This is a genomic window from Mesorhizobium sp. P2_C4, from assembly GCF_056404575.1.
The window spans coordinates 781,145-797,023 of the sequence record NZ_JBFUDT010000001.1 but is presented as its reverse complement, the minus strand read 5'-3'; the positions used below and the strand labels follow the sequence as shown (position 1 = coordinate 797,023).

Genomic DNA, 15,879 nt, shown 5'->3' with positions numbered 1-15,879 from the left:
GACCGGAGCGTCCCGTGCCACCCTTGGCACGGGACGCAGTTCAGATAAATTCCATTGTCGAGACTTGACGTGACCGAAGCAGGACTCACCATGCTTAATCGGACTGCGGACAGCGTTGCCCGGGCGACCCCGGAGCCGTTGGCGCGCAAGGTCCGCGGCATCAGCGACAAGGGCCTCGCCTGGCTGTTCATCTCGCCGACGATGCTTTTGCTTCTGGCCATCAACATCTTCCCGCTGTTCTGGGCGATCTATCTGTCCTTCACCAACTACCGCGCCAATCGGCCCAACGAGGTGGTGAAGAACCTTGGCTTTGCCAACTACCAGCGCATCCTTGGCGACAAGGACATCTGGATCGCCATGCAGACGACGGCCCATTTCGTGTTCTGGACCATCCTGCTGCAGACGGTGATCGGCTTCACGCTGGCCTGGCTGATCGACCGCAAGTTCCGCGGCCACGCCTTCTGGACGACCATCATCCTGGTGCCGATGATGCTGTCACCGGCGGTGGTCGGCAATTTCTGGCGCTTCCTTTACGAGCCGCAGATCGGCCTGTTCGCCTATGCCGTGTCTTTTGTATCAGGCATTCCGCCGACAGAGATCAGCATGCTCTCCAACGTGTCGCTGGCGCCATGGTCGATCGTCATCGTCGACACCTGGATGTGGACGCCCTACGTGATGCTGATCTGCCTCGCCGGCTTACGCTCCATCCCCGAATACATCTATGAGGCAGCCGAGGTCGACCGCGCCTCCAACTGGCGGCAGTTCTGGTCGATCACGCTGCCGATGGCGCTGCCCTTCATCATGCTGGCGGTGCTGTTTCGCGGCATCGAGAATTTCAAGATGTTCGACATGGTCAATCTGCTCACCGGCGGCGGACCGGGCTCGACCACCGAGGTCGCCTCGATCACACTGAAGCGGCAAGCCTTCGAAAGCTGGCGCACCGGCTATTCCTCGGCCTTCGCCATCATCCTGTTCGTCGCGGTGTTCGGCCTTGCCAACATCTACGTCAAGGCGCTCAACAAGGTGAAGCAGAGATGAGCCTGACATCAGCCCATTCGGTCGTCGCGCCGTCGGCAAATTCGAAGCGGATCGCCGGCGCCATCATCGTCGCCTACGCGCTGATCTCGATCGTGCCGTTGCTGTGGATCTTTGCCACCAGCTTCAAGACGCCACCGGATTCGATCGCCTATCCGCCAAAAATCCTGTTTCAGCCGAGCCTGGAAGGCTACTGCAACCTGTTCACGACGCGGACGCGGCAAACGCCGGAATACATCAATTCGCTCGGACCGGCGACCGGCTTCTGCGACGAGACCACGCGCAAGCGCAACATGGTGATCGCGGGCCCCTCCAACTTCCTGCCGCGCTTTCTCAATTCGCTGATCATCGCCTTCGGCTCGACCTTCTGCGCGGTGTTTCTCGGCACGTTGTCGGCCTATGGCTTCTCACGCTTCAAGGTGCCGCTGGCCGATGACCTTCTGTTCTTCATCCTGTCGACGCGCTTCATGCCGCCGATCGCGGTCGCGATCCCGATCTACCTGATGTACCGCGAGCTCGGCCTGTCGGACACCGCGCTCGGCATGATCCTGCTCTACACCGCGGTCAACGTCTCACTCGCAGTGTGGCTGCTGAAGGGCTTCATCGACGAGATCCCGCGCGAATATGAGGAAGCGGCGATGATCGACGGCTACACGCGGCTGCAGGCATTCTGGCGCACGGTTTTGCCGCAGGCGACCACCGGCATTGCCGCAACCGCCATCTTCTGCCTGATCTTTGCCTGGAACGAATATGCCTTCGCCGCACTGCTGACCTCGGGCACGGCGCAGACCGCGCCGCCCTTCATCCCGACCATCATCGGCGAAGGCGGTCAGGACTGGCCGGCGGTGGCCGCCGGCACGACGATCTTCCTGGTGCCTATCCTGGTCTTCACCATCCTGCTGCGCAAACAATTGCTGCGCGGCATCACCTTCGGCGCGGTGCGCAAATGACAATGATCAAGCCTCAGAAACGCAAGTCGCGCTGGCCGGTCTGGGCCAGGCGCGGCCTCATGGAAAACATAGCGACGGCGCTGATCGCCATCGGCTTCCTGATGCTGTTCCAGCCCTTCGCGCTGTCGCTATACACCTATTCCTTCATCACCATGCTGGCCGGCACCGTCATGTTCATCATCGTATCGAAGTTCCCGGAGTAGACGATGGCTGAGATCAGGGTTCAGCATCTGAGAAAGGCCTTCGGCGATTTCGTCGCCGTGCAGGACTCCAACTTCGTCGTCGAGGATGGCGAGTTCTTTGTCATGCTGGGGCCGTCAGGCTGCGGCAAGACGACCACGCTCAGGATGATCGCCGGGCTCGAACTGCCGACCGGCGGCGAGATCCTGCTGGGTGGCGACGACGTCACCATGCGCCGCGCCCGCGAGCGCGACATCGCCTTCGTGTTCCAGCTGTTTGCGCTCTATCCGCATATGAATGTGCGCAAGAACATCGGCTTCCCGCTGCTGGCGCAAGGCATGCCGTCGGCCGAGATCCGCCAACGCGTCGAGGAGACGGCAAAACTGTTGCGCATCGACCATCTGCTTAACAAATCCGTCTCAGGTCTCGCCGGTGGCGATCGCCAGCGTGTGGCGCTCGGCCGCGCCATCGTGCGGCGGCCAAAATGTTTTCTCATGGACGAGCCGCTGGGGACGCTCGATACCGAATTCCGCGATTTGATGGTGCATGAGCTGCGCGAGCTGCACAACCGCATCCACGCCACCACGGTCTATGTCACGCACGACCAGATGGAAGCGATGTCGATGGCCGACAAGATCGCGGTGATGAACCACGGCGTCATCGAGCAGTTCGGCACGCCGCGTGAGATCTACGACCGGCCGGCAACCATGTTCGTCGCCGACTTCATCGGCTCGCCGCCGATGAATTTTTTGGGGTTCGGCGGCGGGCTCGCCAAAGGCGCCAGGGAGATCGTGGTGCAAGGCGCCAAGGTGGCGGTGCCGCAGGTGCGCGAGGATATCGCCCCGACCGACATGGCGCTGGGCATAAGGCCCGAACACATCCGCTTCGACGACGCTTCGAAACTGCGTGGTGCCATTTACGGCACCGAATATCTCGGCACCACGCAGATCGTCGCGGTGGAGACGGCCGACGGCATCATCAAGGCACGGGTGCCGGCCGAAATCCGGCTCGCGGCGGGCGATCATGTCGGCCTGACGCTGAGCAGCGCGCGGCTGTCGCTGTTCGAGAAGGGATCCGGCCGCGCGGTGCGCACGGCGATCCATGATTCAGCCTCTCAAGGGAGAGCGCAGCATGGCTGACGTGCACATCAGAAGCGTGAGCAAAAGTTTCGGCGAGCAGGTCGCCGTGGACAATCTCGATCTGCACATCGCCGATGGTGAATTCGTCGTGCTGCTCGGGCCGACTGGGGCCGGCAAGACGACGACGCTGCGGCTGATCGCCGGGCTGGAGCGGCCGGACAGCGGCACCATCCATATCGGCGGCCACAATGCCACGATCCTGTCGCCGGCCGAGCGCGACACCGCTTTCGTGTTCCAGCAATATTCGCTCTATCCGCACCTATCGGTCTTCGACAACCTCGCCTTTCCGCTGCGCTCGCCGGCGCGAAAAATGCCGGAGGAGCAGATCCGCCGCCGCGTCGAGGATGTCGCCAAGATGGTGCGCATCCACCACAAGCTGAACAACCGCTCGACCAAGCTCTCGGGCGGCGAGATGCAGCGCGTCGCCATCGGCCGCGCGCTGGTGCGCAAGCCGTCGATCTATCTGATGGACGAGCCACTGTCGTCGCTCGACGCCAAGCTGCGCGCCGATCTGAGGCTCGAACTGAAGCGTATCCAGACCGAGCTTGGCGCCACCATGCTCTATGTCACGCACGACCAGATCGAGGCGATGACTATGGCCGACCGGATCGGCATCCTCAATGAGGGCGTGCTGGTGCAGATCGGCACGCCGCGAAATATCTATTCGGAGCCGGCAAACCTTCATGTCGCGGCACGGCTCGGCCAGCCGGCGATCAACCTGCTGCCGACCGGACTGCTGCCCGATGGTGGCACGCCGGCGGGAACCAAGATGATCGGCGCCCGCACCGAACATCTGTCGATCGAGAAGGCGGCGAATGGCCATTCTGATGGCGTCGTCGACTGGGTCGAACATCTGGGCGACCAGAACCACCTGCATGTGACGGTGGGAAGCAAGAAGCTGGTAACGCTGACCGATCCCGATACGGATCTGGCGCAAGGCGACAAGGTGATGATCCGCTACCGTTCGCCGCTGTATTTCGGTGCGGATGGGCAACGGCTGATGTGAATGGCTAGCGGGCATTGCCCTTGGGGGTAATGCCGATTTCTGACTGACGATTGCAGGACTGGACGAATTCGATGAAGCATTTTTTCAATCGCAAGGAAACGATCGTCACCGAGGCGCTGGACGGCTTTCTCGGCACGATCGGCGCCGGTGACCTTGCCCGCCTGGATGGCTATCCCGAGATAAAGGTCGTGCTGCGCGCCGACTGGGACAAGTCGAAAGTCAGCGTCGTCTCCGGCGGCGGCGCCGGGCACGAACCGTCGCACGCCGGCTTCGTCGGCAAGGGCATGCTGACAGCGGCGGTTTCCGGAGAGATCTTTGCCTCGCCGAGCGTTGCAGCGGTGTTGGCGGCCATTCGCGCGGTCACCGGCCCTGCCGGTTGCCTGCTGATCGTCAAGAACTATACGGGAGATCGCCTCAACTTCGGACTGGCGGCCGAGAAAGCGCGCGCCGAAGGCCTTCTGGTCGAGATGGTGATCGTCGCCGACGACATCGCCCTGCCCGACATTGCGCAGCCGCGCGGCGTCGCCGGCACCTTGTTCGTGCACAAGATCGCCGGTTATCTCTCGGAAACCGGCGAAGACCTCGCGGCCGTTGCCGCGGCAGCGCGCGCTGCTGCGGCGGACATCGTTTCCCTCGGCCTCTCGCTGTCGTCCTGCTCGATTCCCGGTCAGCCGCACGAAGAAAGATTTGGCGACAATGACGGCGAGCTCGGCCTCGGCATTCATGGCGAGCCGGGGGTTGAGCGGATTGCCGTGCAAAGCGCCGACAGGCTTGTCGCGGTCATGCTGGAACGCCTCGCGGCACGGCTGGACCCTGAGGCCGACTATGCCTTGCTGATCAACAATCTCGGCGCCGCGCCGCCGCTGGAAATGTCGCTGCTCGCCAACGCTGTGCTGGTGTCGCCACTGGCCAGGACGGTGACGCTGACGATCGGGCCGGGGCCGCTGATGACGGCGCTCAACATGAACGGCTTCTCTTTGTCACTAATCCGGCTCGATGCGGCGCGCGAGGCTGCCTTGCGAGCGCCTGTCGGCCCGCATGCCTGGATGCCGGCAAAGCCTGTTACTCCGCTGATCGTGGTGCCGGCGGCGAAGCCGGTCTCTCAAGGTGGGGCAAAAAACGCCAGCGCGGATGCTCGCACCAGGCGCCTCGTCGCCACGATCTGCGAAAGGCTGGTCGCGCTGGAAGAGACGCTGAACGCACTGGACGCCAAGGCGGGAGACGGCGACACCGGCTCGACAATGGCGACCGGCGCGCGCAGCGTTCTCGAGCGGCTCGATACACTGCCGCTTGCCGACCCGGCCGCCACGCTCGCCGCGCTGGGCGACATATTGAGCGCATCCATGGGCGGCTCCAGCGGGGTGCTGCTGTCGATCTTCTTCACGGCGGCGGCGCAGGCGCTGGATGGCGGCGCGGCGCTGCCTAGGGCGCTGCTTGCGGGGCTTGAACGGATGACCTTCTACGGTGGCGCAAGGCTTGGCGACCGCACCATGATCGATGCCCTGGAGCCAGCCCTGAAAGCGCTCGACGCCGGCGGTCTGGACGACGCTGCGGCAGCGGCTCGCAAAGGCGCCGAGGCGACCGCCGCCATGCGCAAGGCAAAGGCCGGGCGGTCCGCCTATATCGGCAGCCAGCTTTACGGTGTTGTTGACCCCGGCGCTTGTGCCGTGGCCGAAGTCTTCGCGGCCGTCTCCGCGTTGCACGAAGCGGCCTGACGGGGGGACTATGCTTGGATTGTCGGAAAGGGCACCTTCCCATACTGCCGAAAGAGCAGGAACCAAGAGCACAGGTGACATGACATTAGACCTTTCCAGGCTGGTCGTGGCCGCGGCGGACACGATCGCGGCGCATGCCGACGAACTGACCGCGCTCGACCAGGCGATCGGCGACGGCGACCATGGGCTGAACATGAAGCGCGGCTTCGAGGCACTGCGGGCCGAGGCCGACGCGTTCGCGGCAAAGCCATTGCCGGAAGCGCTGAAGGCGATCGGCACCAAGCTGGTGATGACCGTCGGCGGGGCTTCCGGACCCTTGTTCGGCACGCTGTTCATAGCGCTCGGCAAGGAGATTTCGGCGGAACCGGACCGCGCCAATTTGACGGCTGCCTTCGGCAAGGCAATCGAAGCGGTGGCAGCCAGGGGCAAATCGCAGGTCGGGCAGAAGACCATGCTCGACGTGCTGCAGCCGGTGCATGACGCGCTGCTGCGGGGAAAGACTGCGGCGGAGATCGTCGATGTCGCCGACGGAGCCGCCGAGGCCACAGTGCCGATGAAGGCCCTGCGCGGGCGCGCCTCGTTCCTCGGCGACCGCTCGATCGGCCATATGGACGCCGGCGGGCGCTCGACAGCGCTGCTGGTGCGGGCTGTCGCGACAAGCATCGAGGGGCACGCATGAGCAATGTCGGCATCGTCATCGTATCGCATTCACCGCTGGTCGCCGAAGGCACGGCGGACATGGTGCGCCAGATGGTCGGCGACGAAGTGCCGCTTGCATGGTGCGGCGGAAACGGCCATGGCGGGCTGGGAACCAGTGTCGAGGCAATCATGGGCGCCATCGACAAGGCCTGGTCGGAGGCGGGTGTGGCCATCCTCGTCGATCTCGGTGGCGCCGAGACCAACTCGGAGATGGCGGTCGAGATGATCGGCGAGCCGCGGGCGCAGAAGATTATCGTCTGCAATGCGCCGATTGTCGAAGGCGCGGTGATGGCGGCGACGGAGTCCTCCGGCGGCGCCTCGCTCAGGGAAGTGGTGGCGACGGCGCACGAATTGTCGCCGTCGTGAAGTAACAGGAATTCTTGACAGCATGTCCGCATCTGCCGAAGCCACCGTCCTGATCACCCACGAGGTGGGTTTGCATGCGCGCCCTTCGGTGAAGTTCACCAAGCTCGCCAAGACGTTCGCGGCCGAAGTCGAAGTGGCGCTCGCCGCCAACGGACCGTGGTTCGACGCCAAGAGCATCGTCAAGGTGATGGCGGCCAAGGCGCCCAAGGGCACGATGCTGCATATCAGGGCCAAGGGCGACGGCGCCGGCGAAGCGGTCGGTGCGCTGGTCGAACTGGTGCGGCGCGATTTCGACGAGGGCGCGGACCATGCCCGAACCGCTTAGGTTGCAAGGCATTTCGGCCTCGGCCGGCTATGCCGAAGGGCCTTTGTTCGATCTCGACCGGACCACCGCACCCTACGCCGGCAAGGCGACCGCGGCGGAAGAAAAGGCCGCGCTCGAGACGGCGATCGGCGCTGCGACTGGCCGGCTTGCGGCGCTGATCGAGGCCAGCGAAGGCGATGCAGCCGATATTCTCGAATTCCAACTCGCCTTGCTCGAGGACGATGCGCTGACCGGCCCGGCTTTTGCCGCGATCCCGTCCGGTATGCCAGCGGATATGGCGTGGCGGCAGGCGCTCGACGCCGAGATTGCCGGCTACGAGACGTCAGACCAGGATTATTTCCGGGCTCGCGCCGCCGACATGCGCGACATCCGAGACCAGGTACTGCGCGCGTTGACCGAGGACGGCGACATTCCAGTGCCGGCCGGCGCCATCTTCTACGGCGACGACATCGCACCGACGCGCTTTCTCGAAACCGACTGGAGTTCCGGCGGCGGCATCGCGCTAAAAGCCGGCAGCACGGCCAGCCATGTCGCCATGCTGGCGCGCTCACGCGGTGTGCCGATGATTGTGGGGCTCGGTGCTTCGCCGGCTCATCTTGCCGGGGTGGCACTGCTCGATGCCGAGCATGGCGGCATCATGCTTTCGCCGTCCAAGGCCGAGATCGAGGCGTTCCGCCGATCGTCGTCGTCCTTCGCCGCGCGCCGCGACAAAGCGGAAACCTATCTGGCGAAGCCGGCGGTGACGAAAGCCGGCACTTCGGTACGGGTGCAGGTCAACATCGCCGATCCGTCCGATGTCGACGGCATGGATATTTCGACCTGCGATGGCGTCGGGTTGATGCGCACCGAGTTCCTGTTCGGCAAGACGCTGCCTGACGAGGAGACGCAATATCGCGCCTATCGCAAGGTGCTGGAATGGGCCGGCGACAAGCCGGCGACGATCCGCACCGTCGATGCCGGCGGCGACAAGCCGGTGCCTGGGTTCACGGTGGAGGAGACCAATCCGTTCCTCGGTCTGCGCGGCATCAGGCTGTCGCTGGCGCGACCCGAGATCTTTCGGGTGCAGATCCGAGCCTTGCTGCGCGCCGCTGTCCACGGCAATCTGAAGGTGATGTTCCCGATGATCACCATTGCTGACGAATATGCGCGCGCCACCGCCCTGTTTGCGGAAGAGCAGGCCGGGCTCGCCGCGCGCGGTATCGCGCAAAAAATGCCACCGCTCGGCATTATGGTGGAAGTGCCGTCGGTGGCGATCGCGCCGGAGGCGTTTGCCGATGTCGCCTTCTTCTCGATCGGCTCCAACGACCTCACCCAATATGTGATGGCGGCTGCCCGCGACAATGCCGCGGTCGCGCATCTGAATTCGGTCCGGCACCCGGCCGTGCTGCGGCTGATCGCTTCGGTCGCCGCGTTCGGTCGCACGCACGCAATTGCGGTCAGCCTGTGCGGCGACGCCGGCGGTGATCCGGCGTCGATACCGGCGCTGCTCGACGCCGGCCTGCGCGACCTCTCCGTTGTGCCCGCCCAGCTCGCCATGGCCAAGGCGGCCATCGCGGACGCCGCGATCTAGGCGCCGGCATGGCCGAGACAATTCCCGAACCCGGTTCCGAAGCGGCGATCCGCGCCTACAAGACGATCCTGTCGCAAGTCATCGACCAACGCCCGTCCGGCATGCGCCAGCGCCTTGCCGACGCGCTGGGAAAACACCGCAGCTTCGTCACCCAGATTTCCAGCCCGGCCTACTCGGTGCCAATACCCTCAAAACATTTGCCGGCTATTTTTTCCGTCTGCCATTTCAGCCCGGCCGAGCGCGACCATTTCCTCGCCGCCTATCATCAGGCGCATCCGGGAAAGATGTCGGTGGCATCAGGCTTGCGCAAGACGCGGCATGTCTCGCTGATCGTTCCCGACTTCGGCGACGACAAGCAGAATGCCGCGCTCGACAGGGCGGTCAATGATTTCATCCAGAAGATCACCAGCATCACCGGCAAAGGTGGCGGCTGATCATCTCGTGCGCATTTGTGTCGGGAGGACACCATGAAGAAATTCCTGAATTCGGTGGACACGGTGCTGACCGAAAGCCTCGATGGCTTCGTCGCCGCCCATGCCGATATTCTCGTGCTCGGCGACGAGCACAAATTCGTCCGCCGCAGGGACTTGAAGCCGGGCAAGGTGGCGCTGATCTCGGGCGGCGGCTCGGGTCACGAGCCGCTGCATGGCGGCCTGGTCGGGCACGGCATGCTGGACGCCGCCTGCCCCGGCCAGGTGTTCACCTCGCCGACGCCGGACCAGATGCTGGCGGCGGCGGAGGCCGTCAACACCGGCGCCGGCTGCCTGTTCATCGTCAAGAACTACGAAGGCGACGTGATGAATTTCGAGATGGCTGCCGAAATGTCGGAAGGCATCCTGCAAATCGTCACCAATGACGATGTCGCGGTGGAGAATTCGTCCTACACCACCGGCCGGCGCGGCGTCGCCGGCACGCTGGTGGTCGAGAAGATCGTCGGCGCCGCGGCCGAGCAAGGCATGGCGCTGGAGCCTTTGAAGACGCTGGGCGAGCGCGTAAACGCGGCTACACGCTCGATGGGCGTGGCGCTGACCAGTTGCACGGTGCCGGCGGCCGGCAAACCGACTTTCGCCATTGGCGACGGTGAGATGGAATTCGGCGTCGGCATCCATGGCGAACCGGGCCGCCGGCGCGACACATTGAAGAGCGCCGATGCCATTGCCGAGGAGATTTGCGCCGCGATCGTCGGTGATCTCGGCAACGCCGCGAAAGGCCCGGCGCTGCTGTTCGTCAACGGCTTCGGCGGCACACCGCTGATGGAACTTTACCTGATGTACAACAGCGCCCGCAAAATCTTCGAGACGCATGGGATTCAGGTCACCCGCTCACTGGTCGGGTCGTATGTGACGTCGCTCGACATGGCCGGCTGCTCGATCACGCTGACCGTGCTCGACGCGGAAACGACCGCCTTGTGGGATGCGCCCGTGTATACGGCAGCATTGCGCTGGGGCATGTAGCGGGAGCGCCGAGACGCTGGCCGAGCAGCCCTTACGGACCTATCAGCCCGCGGGTCCCGACGGACCGCCACCCGCTGTAACGCCGGACAATTTTCCGGCTTTGCGCAGGACGGGCGCCTCATATTTCTTCTTGCTCATATCAATACCCCCTTGTTTTGTAACGGCGAGTGTAAGAATGGACCTGTCAAAGTCAACTCGGGCGCACTGGCTTCCGCCGTGCTTTTCTGCGACCATCTCTGAATAATCCCCGTAATTCCTACCGCTGCGCGGGTTCATGCTGCCACCACTTACGCCTGCCGAAGAAAAGCTGCTGCTGAACTATGCGGACCCGGAGGCGCCGTTGGCCGGCGTCGACCCTGGGGCAAAGACCCTGTCGGCCCTGCTGGCCAATGCCGAATTCCACGGCATCCTGCCGATCATGCTGCGCAAATTGCAGAAGCGTGGCGACGCGCATCTGCCCCAGGACGCTGGATTGATGGAGACGCTGTCCGACCTGCGCCAGAAGTCGACGCTGGTCACCGGCCAGTCGATGCTGCTGCAATACCATGGCGACCGCATCATGAAGGCGCTGGCCGCAGGAGACATTCCGGCACGCATCGTCAAGGGCCCGGTCTTTGCGCGGACGCTGTACAGGCACGTCGCCGACAGGCCCTTCACCGATATCGACATCCTCGTCGACCCGGCGCATCTGCCCGACGCCAACCGAGTGATCGCGGCAAGCGGTTTCGAGCTTGGCAGCAACGAAGCAGAATCCAATGAGCTGCAGGAGTTCAAATGGCTGGAGAAGGAGAATTCGAGCCTGATGATCGAACTGCATGGCAATCTGGTGCATGATTCCGGCATGCGGCGGCGGCTGTCGCTGGGCTTTAGGGAATTGCGCACGATCGACGGCGACGCGACCGACACGCCAGCCGCCATGCTGACCATCGCCATCGTCCATGCCGCCGGCGGGCACAAGTTCCACCGGCTGCAGCTGTGCGTCGACGTGCTGCAAGGCGTGCGGGCCCTGCAGTCGCCGGACGCGGAAGCGCGGCTGCTCGAGGCTGCACGGATGACCGGCATCGAGCTCGAACTGGCCACGGTGCTCAACGTCACCGGCCGCCTGTTCAATGAAAGACGCGCGCTCGACATTGCCGACCGGATCAAGCCGGACCTCGGCATCCGGCTCGCCAGGCGGCTGATCACCCGGGACACGCTGCTCGGCGTCAATTCCAGGGACAAGATGCGCTCGCGCCTGCGCCGCGACGCCTTTCGCTGGATCCAGAGACTGGCCAAAGCCAAGCCGCATTTTGCATGAACCCGGCCAAGCCGATTTCGGCGGTTTTCATTCTCGAAATCACGGCCATTACGGGACCGATGCTGGCCGGTTGGGTGGGGAGAGGCCATCGCATCGCCGCCATCATTGTGCCTGCGCCGCGCCGCAACAAGCGCTTCAGCGTTGGCACCTGGCGGCGGCGCCTGAGGCGCAAGCTTGCGCTCATGAGCAATCTCGGCGGCACACAAGTCCCGTTGATCGAGTTCGGCCGGCCGCACGACTGGGACGCGCTTGCAGGGCAACTTGCCGGTCTCGGAGCCGACGTTCTTGTCTGCTTCGGCTTCAACACCCTCATCCCTGACACTGTGCTGAACCTCTTTCCCAAGGGCGGGCTGAACCTGCATCCGGCGTTACTGCCGCACTACAAGGGGCCGCATCCTATCCATCGGCTGGTCATCGACCAACAGCATGAAATCTATGGCGGCGTGACGCTGCACAAGATGACGTCCGGCTTCGACGAAGGCGACATCCTGGCCCAGATTGCTTTTTCCGGCGAGGATTGGAGTTCAGCGGCGACTGTTTCGCGGGCACTGGCGAGCGGAATGAAGACGCTGGTAACGGAGTTCGCGCCTGAACATTGCACGGGCGCGCTTCTCGGCAAGCCACAGCCGACGGGGGATTTCACCTGGGCGCAACTCGCTCGCGCACCGCTCGTCATCGACAACAAATGGTCGAGCGGCCATGTCGCGCGTGTGTGGCGTATTGCCGGACGCAACGTTGCCATCCACGTCCTGGTAAGTGGCAGGCTGGTGCGGCTGGCGCAGCCGATCCGCCGGCTTGGGCCGGTGACAGGCGAACCCCCGGTCAGACGCTGGGGGTGGGTCGAATTCGATTGCGCCGACGGCCGCTTCGCCTACATCGTGTACAATGACTTCTCCAAATTGCTGGTGCAATCGCAGCGCATAGTGAGCCGGCTTCGCACCTGAGCCGATCCTTCGAAAGGCTCCGGCGCAGAGAAGATTGGAGCGCTTGGCCCTATACCGCCAACGCTGCGCGGATCAGTTGCGCGGCGTCGGCCGGCGTCGCTCCCACTTGCAGCGTAAAGGTTGGAACAGCCAGAACCAATTTGGTGATCGTCGCCATCCGGCGCTTCTGCAGCGGCAGCAGGCCGGTCATGCCGGTTCTGACATTGTCCGCGGCCAGGGCCACCATCGCGTCGGTTTTGGCCATGGCGACCAGCCGGTTCTGGCCATCGGCCGAGCGCGCGAGGTGGAAGAGCGCCGCGACCGGCCTCGGGCCCGTGTCCTCGACGCGTATGATCTCGCGCAGGCGTTCGAGCGAGACGGCCTGCTCGCCATTGCGATCCCACGAGGGACCGAGACATGGCTGGACAAGCGGGATCATCTCCGCGGTTTTGCGATGGATCTTGGCAGCCCGCGGCAGGCCCCAGGCGAGAGCCTTGCCCGAAGCGAGGCTCAGCACCATGGCATCGTCCGAACACAGGCCGAACCCTTGTGAGGCCAGCGCCAGCGACGTCGTGCTCTTGCCGGTGCCGCTCGGCGCATGGATCAGCACAAGAGCATCGCTGCCCGGCAGCGTCAGCCCGGCAGTGTGCAGCATATGCTGGCCGCCGGCATCAAGTGCCGCGTCGAGCACCAGCATCCACAGCGTCCAGACGATCTTCGTATCCGGGTGGACGTAGATCCTGGCCCAGCCTTCGCCGGCATGGATCGAGCAGGTCTGGCTGCCGGGGAAAATCAGATGGATGACGGCGCCATTGTCGATCATCCGGCAATGACCGTCCTCGGGCACCTCGCCATCGAAAGCGAGCGAGCCGTCCGGCGATTCCGGCAAGGATTTTGTCTCGACGATATCGATGCGAAAGCCCGGCTCGGCCGATTCGCTGACGAGCAGGCTGGCAACCATTTTGTCGAAATCCCGCCAAAGATCAGGGCTTTCAGCGGTGATGCCGATGACCTGTCCGTTGAGGGCATAGCGGCCGGACGCGGCGGGTCTGGTCAAGCGACGTGCGCCTTTCCGGCGTCAGCATGGTGACGATAGATTTCCACCATGCCGGGAAGGCTATCGCTGACCACCGGCTTGCCGTCGAGACAGACCCAGCAATGCGCCGCAATGCGCGGCGCATGCATCGACTTCGGGTCGACGCCGAAGCGCAGATCCGGATCGAAGCCGGCAAAGCGCAGGAAGCGATGCGCCAGCAGTCCTTCCCGCAGGCATCGGCGATCACGCATCAGCCATGGATGCCGGACCGTGCGGTTGACACGGGCGACGATGTAGGAAGACGGCAGACCCCGGTAAGGGGTCGATGAGCTGAGCGGCGCCCATTTGAGCACGGCCTCAAAATTGCGATGGCCTATCAGGACCGGCATCAGCCGGGCGCTTGCCCACAAATGACCGCGAAACAGCGCTCGCAACAAAGGACCGTCTGCCATCATGCGCCCGGGTCGGCAAGGATACCTTCCGAGACAAGCTCGGCCGCCAGTTCTGCCATGTCCTGATCGAGCGTACCCTTGTCGATCTCGAACTCGTCGGCGAGCAGGGCGACAATCTGGTCGAGGCTGCGGTCGCCGTCCACCTTGTCAAGGAAGGCCTCGGTCGTGCTGTTGCAGGTGTAAAGCTGGCCGCTGCGCGCCAGGAGCACGACGGCGCCGTCGCCGACATGCTGGACCGAGGCGTCGTCCACCAGCCGCAGAACCGTCTCAGATGCAATTTCGACCACGGACCCGCTCCAGATAGGCAAGTTTTGCTGGAGAGCAATTAGCGCGGCAATGCTGCGCTGTCCATTGTCCAGCGGCATCGCGGCACGAGCAGCGGCAGTTTCGGTCAGAATCGGATCCATTTGATCCAGCAAATCAAAAGCCCGCCTCGTTTCAACGAAGCGGGCTTTTGGAATGGGGATTTGATCTCAGCGTGCTGAACTGGGAGACGCTACCGTCTGGGACAGTTTCTCGCGCTTGTTCAGCGCAGGCTTTTCATAAGTCTTCTTCACAAGATCCCCCTGAAAATAGTTCACGATTTCACGAGACAGCCGGCACCGCGCATTGTCAAGCCGCCGAAGCGGATTGGGGCGCGGTGTTGCTTTTCTTACCCAGAGTAAGCTATGGAGTCGGCCGAGTGTTTGGGGGACTGAGTATGCGTTACAATTGGGATCGGGCCCCGACCGGGTTCGAACGGCACAGGAAAGCCTTGGCTGCAGCCATACTGATCGCCGGCGGTGTTGGCCTTATGCTCGCGGCATTGCCGCTCTAGGACGATCAAGAACCATTGACCGCCCGGGTGCCGCCCCGTTCAGGGGCGGCCTGAGATTGCGCGGATGCCTGGCGCTTTTTCAGCGCGGTTGCCCGGTCACGGCGATGAAGCGGCGGTCGCGCCCCTCGAATCCCTGGCTGAAGCGCTGCACCAGCACGGCAATCACAGCCGGCTTGCCTTCCGGGGTGAATTCATAGGATTCCGACAGGCTGTAGGAGGTCGGGCAGTTGCGCGACCCGGGCACTGCCTTGTCCTCGTGCAGCAGCTTGAACGGCTTGCCATCCTGCCCTTGCAGCGTCAGGCGGAACCCAAGCGCCTTGCCGGTTTTGTCGCCTTGAAGCGCTGAGTCGCCTGGCTTCGTCTCGTCGAAACTTGCCGAGCAATCCGTTTTGCTGTCGGCCAGGATTTGATCGAGCTGAATGGTCGAAATGCCGGTTTCATCATAGAGCGGCGAGAGCCATTTCTGCGAAACCTGCTCGAGGCGGGAAATGTCGTTGTAGTCGACCGTGTCGTCGGGAAAGGTGAATTTGTCCGAAGCGGTGCGTTCGCCGCGCGCCGCAATGGCATATTTGGCAAGGATCGGCGCCGCCTGTGCCGCGGCCTGCGCCCGCGCCTGCTCCAGGGTCAGTGTCGACTCCTCCGACTCGTCGACGACGAGAATGGGCTTGCCGCCGACGAACTGGTCGGTGCGGGTGTCGATGATGTCAATCTCCGAATACCCTGAATCCGAAGCGCCGGCGTCAAGCGTGCCGTATTGCTCGAAGGCGAAGTAGGTGCCGTCGGGCGAAAAGCCGACGATGCGCCGTGCCGCGGCATCGCCGGCCTGAGCGGTTCCGGCAGACAATGCCAGACCTGCGCCGAGAACCGCCACGAACAGCGGCGATGTGATGATTCGCCGACGAAGCATGTCCTCCC

Annotated in this window: 18 protein-coding genes; 14 read left to right on the top strand and 4 right to left on the bottom strand. The window is 63.8% G+C overall.

The features are described from left to right. The first annotated feature begins 90 nt into the window (after positions 1 to 90). The 14 genes from AC1DX6_RS03880 to AC1DX6_RS03815 all read left to right on the top strand — a co-directional run bounded on the left by AC1DX6_RS03880 (position 91) and on the right by AC1DX6_RS03815 (position 12,680). Positions 91 to 1,038: a carbohydrate ABC transporter permease gene (locus tag AC1DX6_RS03880; protein ID WP_477241872.1), complete on the top strand. Its 948-nt coding sequence runs from the start codon at positions 91 to 93 to the stop codon at positions 1,036 to 1,038. Next, positions 1,035 to 1,985, top strand: a complete 951-nt coding sequence (locus AC1DX6_RS03875; RefSeq protein WP_477241238.1) for a carbohydrate ABC transporter permease — start codon at positions 1,035 to 1,037, stop codon at positions 1,983 to 1,985. The genes AC1DX6_RS03880 and AC1DX6_RS03875 overlap by 4 nt, the downstream gene beginning before the upstream one ends. Continuing rightward, positions 1,982 to 2,188 (top strand): hypothetical protein, encoded by a 207-nt coding sequence (locus AC1DX6_RS03870; protein WP_477311372.1) that lies wholly within the window; start codon positions 1,982 to 1,984, stop codon positions 2,186 to 2,188. The genes AC1DX6_RS03875 and AC1DX6_RS03870 overlap by 4 nt, the downstream gene beginning before the upstream one ends. 3 nt (positions 2,189 to 2,191) lie before the next feature. Further along, a complete protein-coding gene (locus AC1DX6_RS03865) occupies positions 2,192 to 3,304 on the top strand; it encodes an ABC transporter ATP-binding protein (RefSeq protein WP_477311370.1) in 1,113 nt (370 codons plus the stop codon). Beyond that, on the top strand, positions 3,297 to 4,310 hold the full coding sequence (locus AC1DX6_RS03860; protein WP_477311368.1) for an ABC transporter ATP-binding protein: 1,014 nt from the start codon (positions 3,297 to 3,299) through the stop codon (positions 4,308 to 4,310). The genes AC1DX6_RS03865 and AC1DX6_RS03860 overlap by 8 nt, the downstream gene beginning before the upstream one ends. Before the next feature lie 71 nt (positions 4,311 to 4,381). Next, positions 4,382 to 6,025, top strand: coding sequence for a dihydroxyacetone kinase subunit DhaK (locus AC1DX6_RS03855; protein ID WP_477311366.1), 1,644 nt, complete (start codon positions 4,382 to 4,384; stop codon positions 6,023 to 6,025). A 79-nt stretch (positions 6,026 to 6,104) separates the two neighbouring features. Next, positions 6,105 to 6,704, top strand: a complete 600-nt coding sequence (gene dhaL / locus AC1DX6_RS03850; RefSeq protein ID WP_477311364.1) for a dihydroxyacetone kinase subunit DhaL — start codon at positions 6,105 to 6,107, stop codon at positions 6,702 to 6,704. Beyond that, positions 6,701 to 7,090, top strand: coding sequence for a dihydroxyacetone kinase phosphoryl donor subunit DhaM (dhaM, locus tag AC1DX6_RS03845; RefSeq protein WP_477241227.1), 390 nt, complete (start codon positions 6,701 to 6,703; stop codon positions 7,088 to 7,090). The genes dhaL and dhaM overlap by 4 nt, the downstream gene beginning before the upstream one ends. A gap of 22 nt (positions 7,091 to 7,112) precedes the next feature. Beyond that, on the top strand, positions 7,113 to 7,415 hold the full coding sequence (locus AC1DX6_RS03840) for an HPr family phosphocarrier protein (protein ID WP_477311362.1): 303 nt from the start codon (positions 7,113 to 7,115) through the stop codon (positions 7,413 to 7,415). Further along, positions 7,399 to 8,985 (top strand): phosphoenolpyruvate--protein phosphotransferase, encoded by a 1,587-nt coding sequence (ptsP, locus tag AC1DX6_RS03835; RefSeq protein ID WP_477311360.1) that lies wholly within the window; start codon positions 7,399 to 7,401, stop codon positions 8,983 to 8,985. The genes AC1DX6_RS03840 and ptsP overlap by 17 nt, the downstream gene beginning before the upstream one ends. Positions 8,986 to 8,993: 8 nt before the next feature. Next, on the top strand, positions 8,994 to 9,419 hold the full coding sequence (locus tag AC1DX6_RS03830) for a hypothetical protein (protein ID WP_477311358.1): 426 nt from the start codon (positions 8,994 to 8,996) through the stop codon (positions 9,417 to 9,419). 33 nt (positions 9,420 to 9,452) lie between these two features. Further along, on the top strand, positions 9,453 to 10,439 hold the full coding sequence (gene dhaK / locus AC1DX6_RS03825; protein ID WP_477311356.1) for a dihydroxyacetone kinase subunit DhaK: 987 nt from the start codon (positions 9,453 to 9,455) through the stop codon (positions 10,437 to 10,439). A 274-nt stretch (positions 10,440 to 10,713) separates the two neighbouring features. Beyond that, positions 10,714 to 11,736 (top strand): nucleotidyltransferase family protein, encoded by a 1,023-nt coding sequence (locus tag AC1DX6_RS03820; RefSeq protein ID WP_477311354.1) that lies wholly within the window; start codon positions 10,714 to 10,716, stop codon positions 11,734 to 11,736. Continuing rightward, positions 11,733 to 12,680, top strand: a complete 948-nt coding sequence (locus AC1DX6_RS03815; protein WP_477311352.1) for a formyltransferase family protein — start codon at positions 11,733 to 11,735, stop codon at positions 12,678 to 12,680. The genes AC1DX6_RS03820 and AC1DX6_RS03815 overlap by 4 nt, the downstream gene beginning before the upstream one ends. 49 nt (positions 12,681 to 12,729) lie before the next feature. On the opposite strand, the gene AC1DX6_RS03810 is transcribed toward AC1DX6_RS03815, so the two are convergent. The 4 genes from AC1DX6_RS03810 to AC1DX6_RS03795 form a co-directional block, all read right to left on the bottom strand. After that, positions 12,730 to 13,716 (bottom strand): serine kinase, encoded by a 987-nt coding sequence (locus tag AC1DX6_RS03810; RefSeq protein WP_477311350.1) that lies wholly within the window; start codon positions 13,714 to 13,716, stop codon positions 12,730 to 12,732. Next, positions 13,713 to 14,147 (bottom strand): lasso peptide biosynthesis B2 protein, encoded by a 435-nt coding sequence (locus tag AC1DX6_RS03805; protein ID WP_477311895.1) that lies wholly within the window; start codon positions 14,145 to 14,147, stop codon positions 13,713 to 13,715. Before AC1DX6_RS03805 ends, AC1DX6_RS03810 begins: the two co-directional genes overlap by 4 nt. Further along, complete coding sequence (locus tag AC1DX6_RS03800; RefSeq protein WP_477311348.1) at positions 14,147 to 14,554, bottom strand: PqqD family protein; 408 nt, start codon at positions 14,552 to 14,554, stop codon at positions 14,147 to 14,149. The genes AC1DX6_RS03805 and AC1DX6_RS03800 overlap by 1 nt, the downstream gene beginning before the upstream one ends. Before the next feature lie 489 nt (positions 14,555 to 15,043). Then, a complete protein-coding gene (locus AC1DX6_RS03795) occupies positions 15,044 to 15,871 on the bottom strand; it encodes a DUF2259 domain-containing protein (RefSeq protein WP_477311346.1) in 828 nt (275 codons plus the stop codon). Positions 15,872 to 15,879 lie beyond the last annotated feature (8 nt).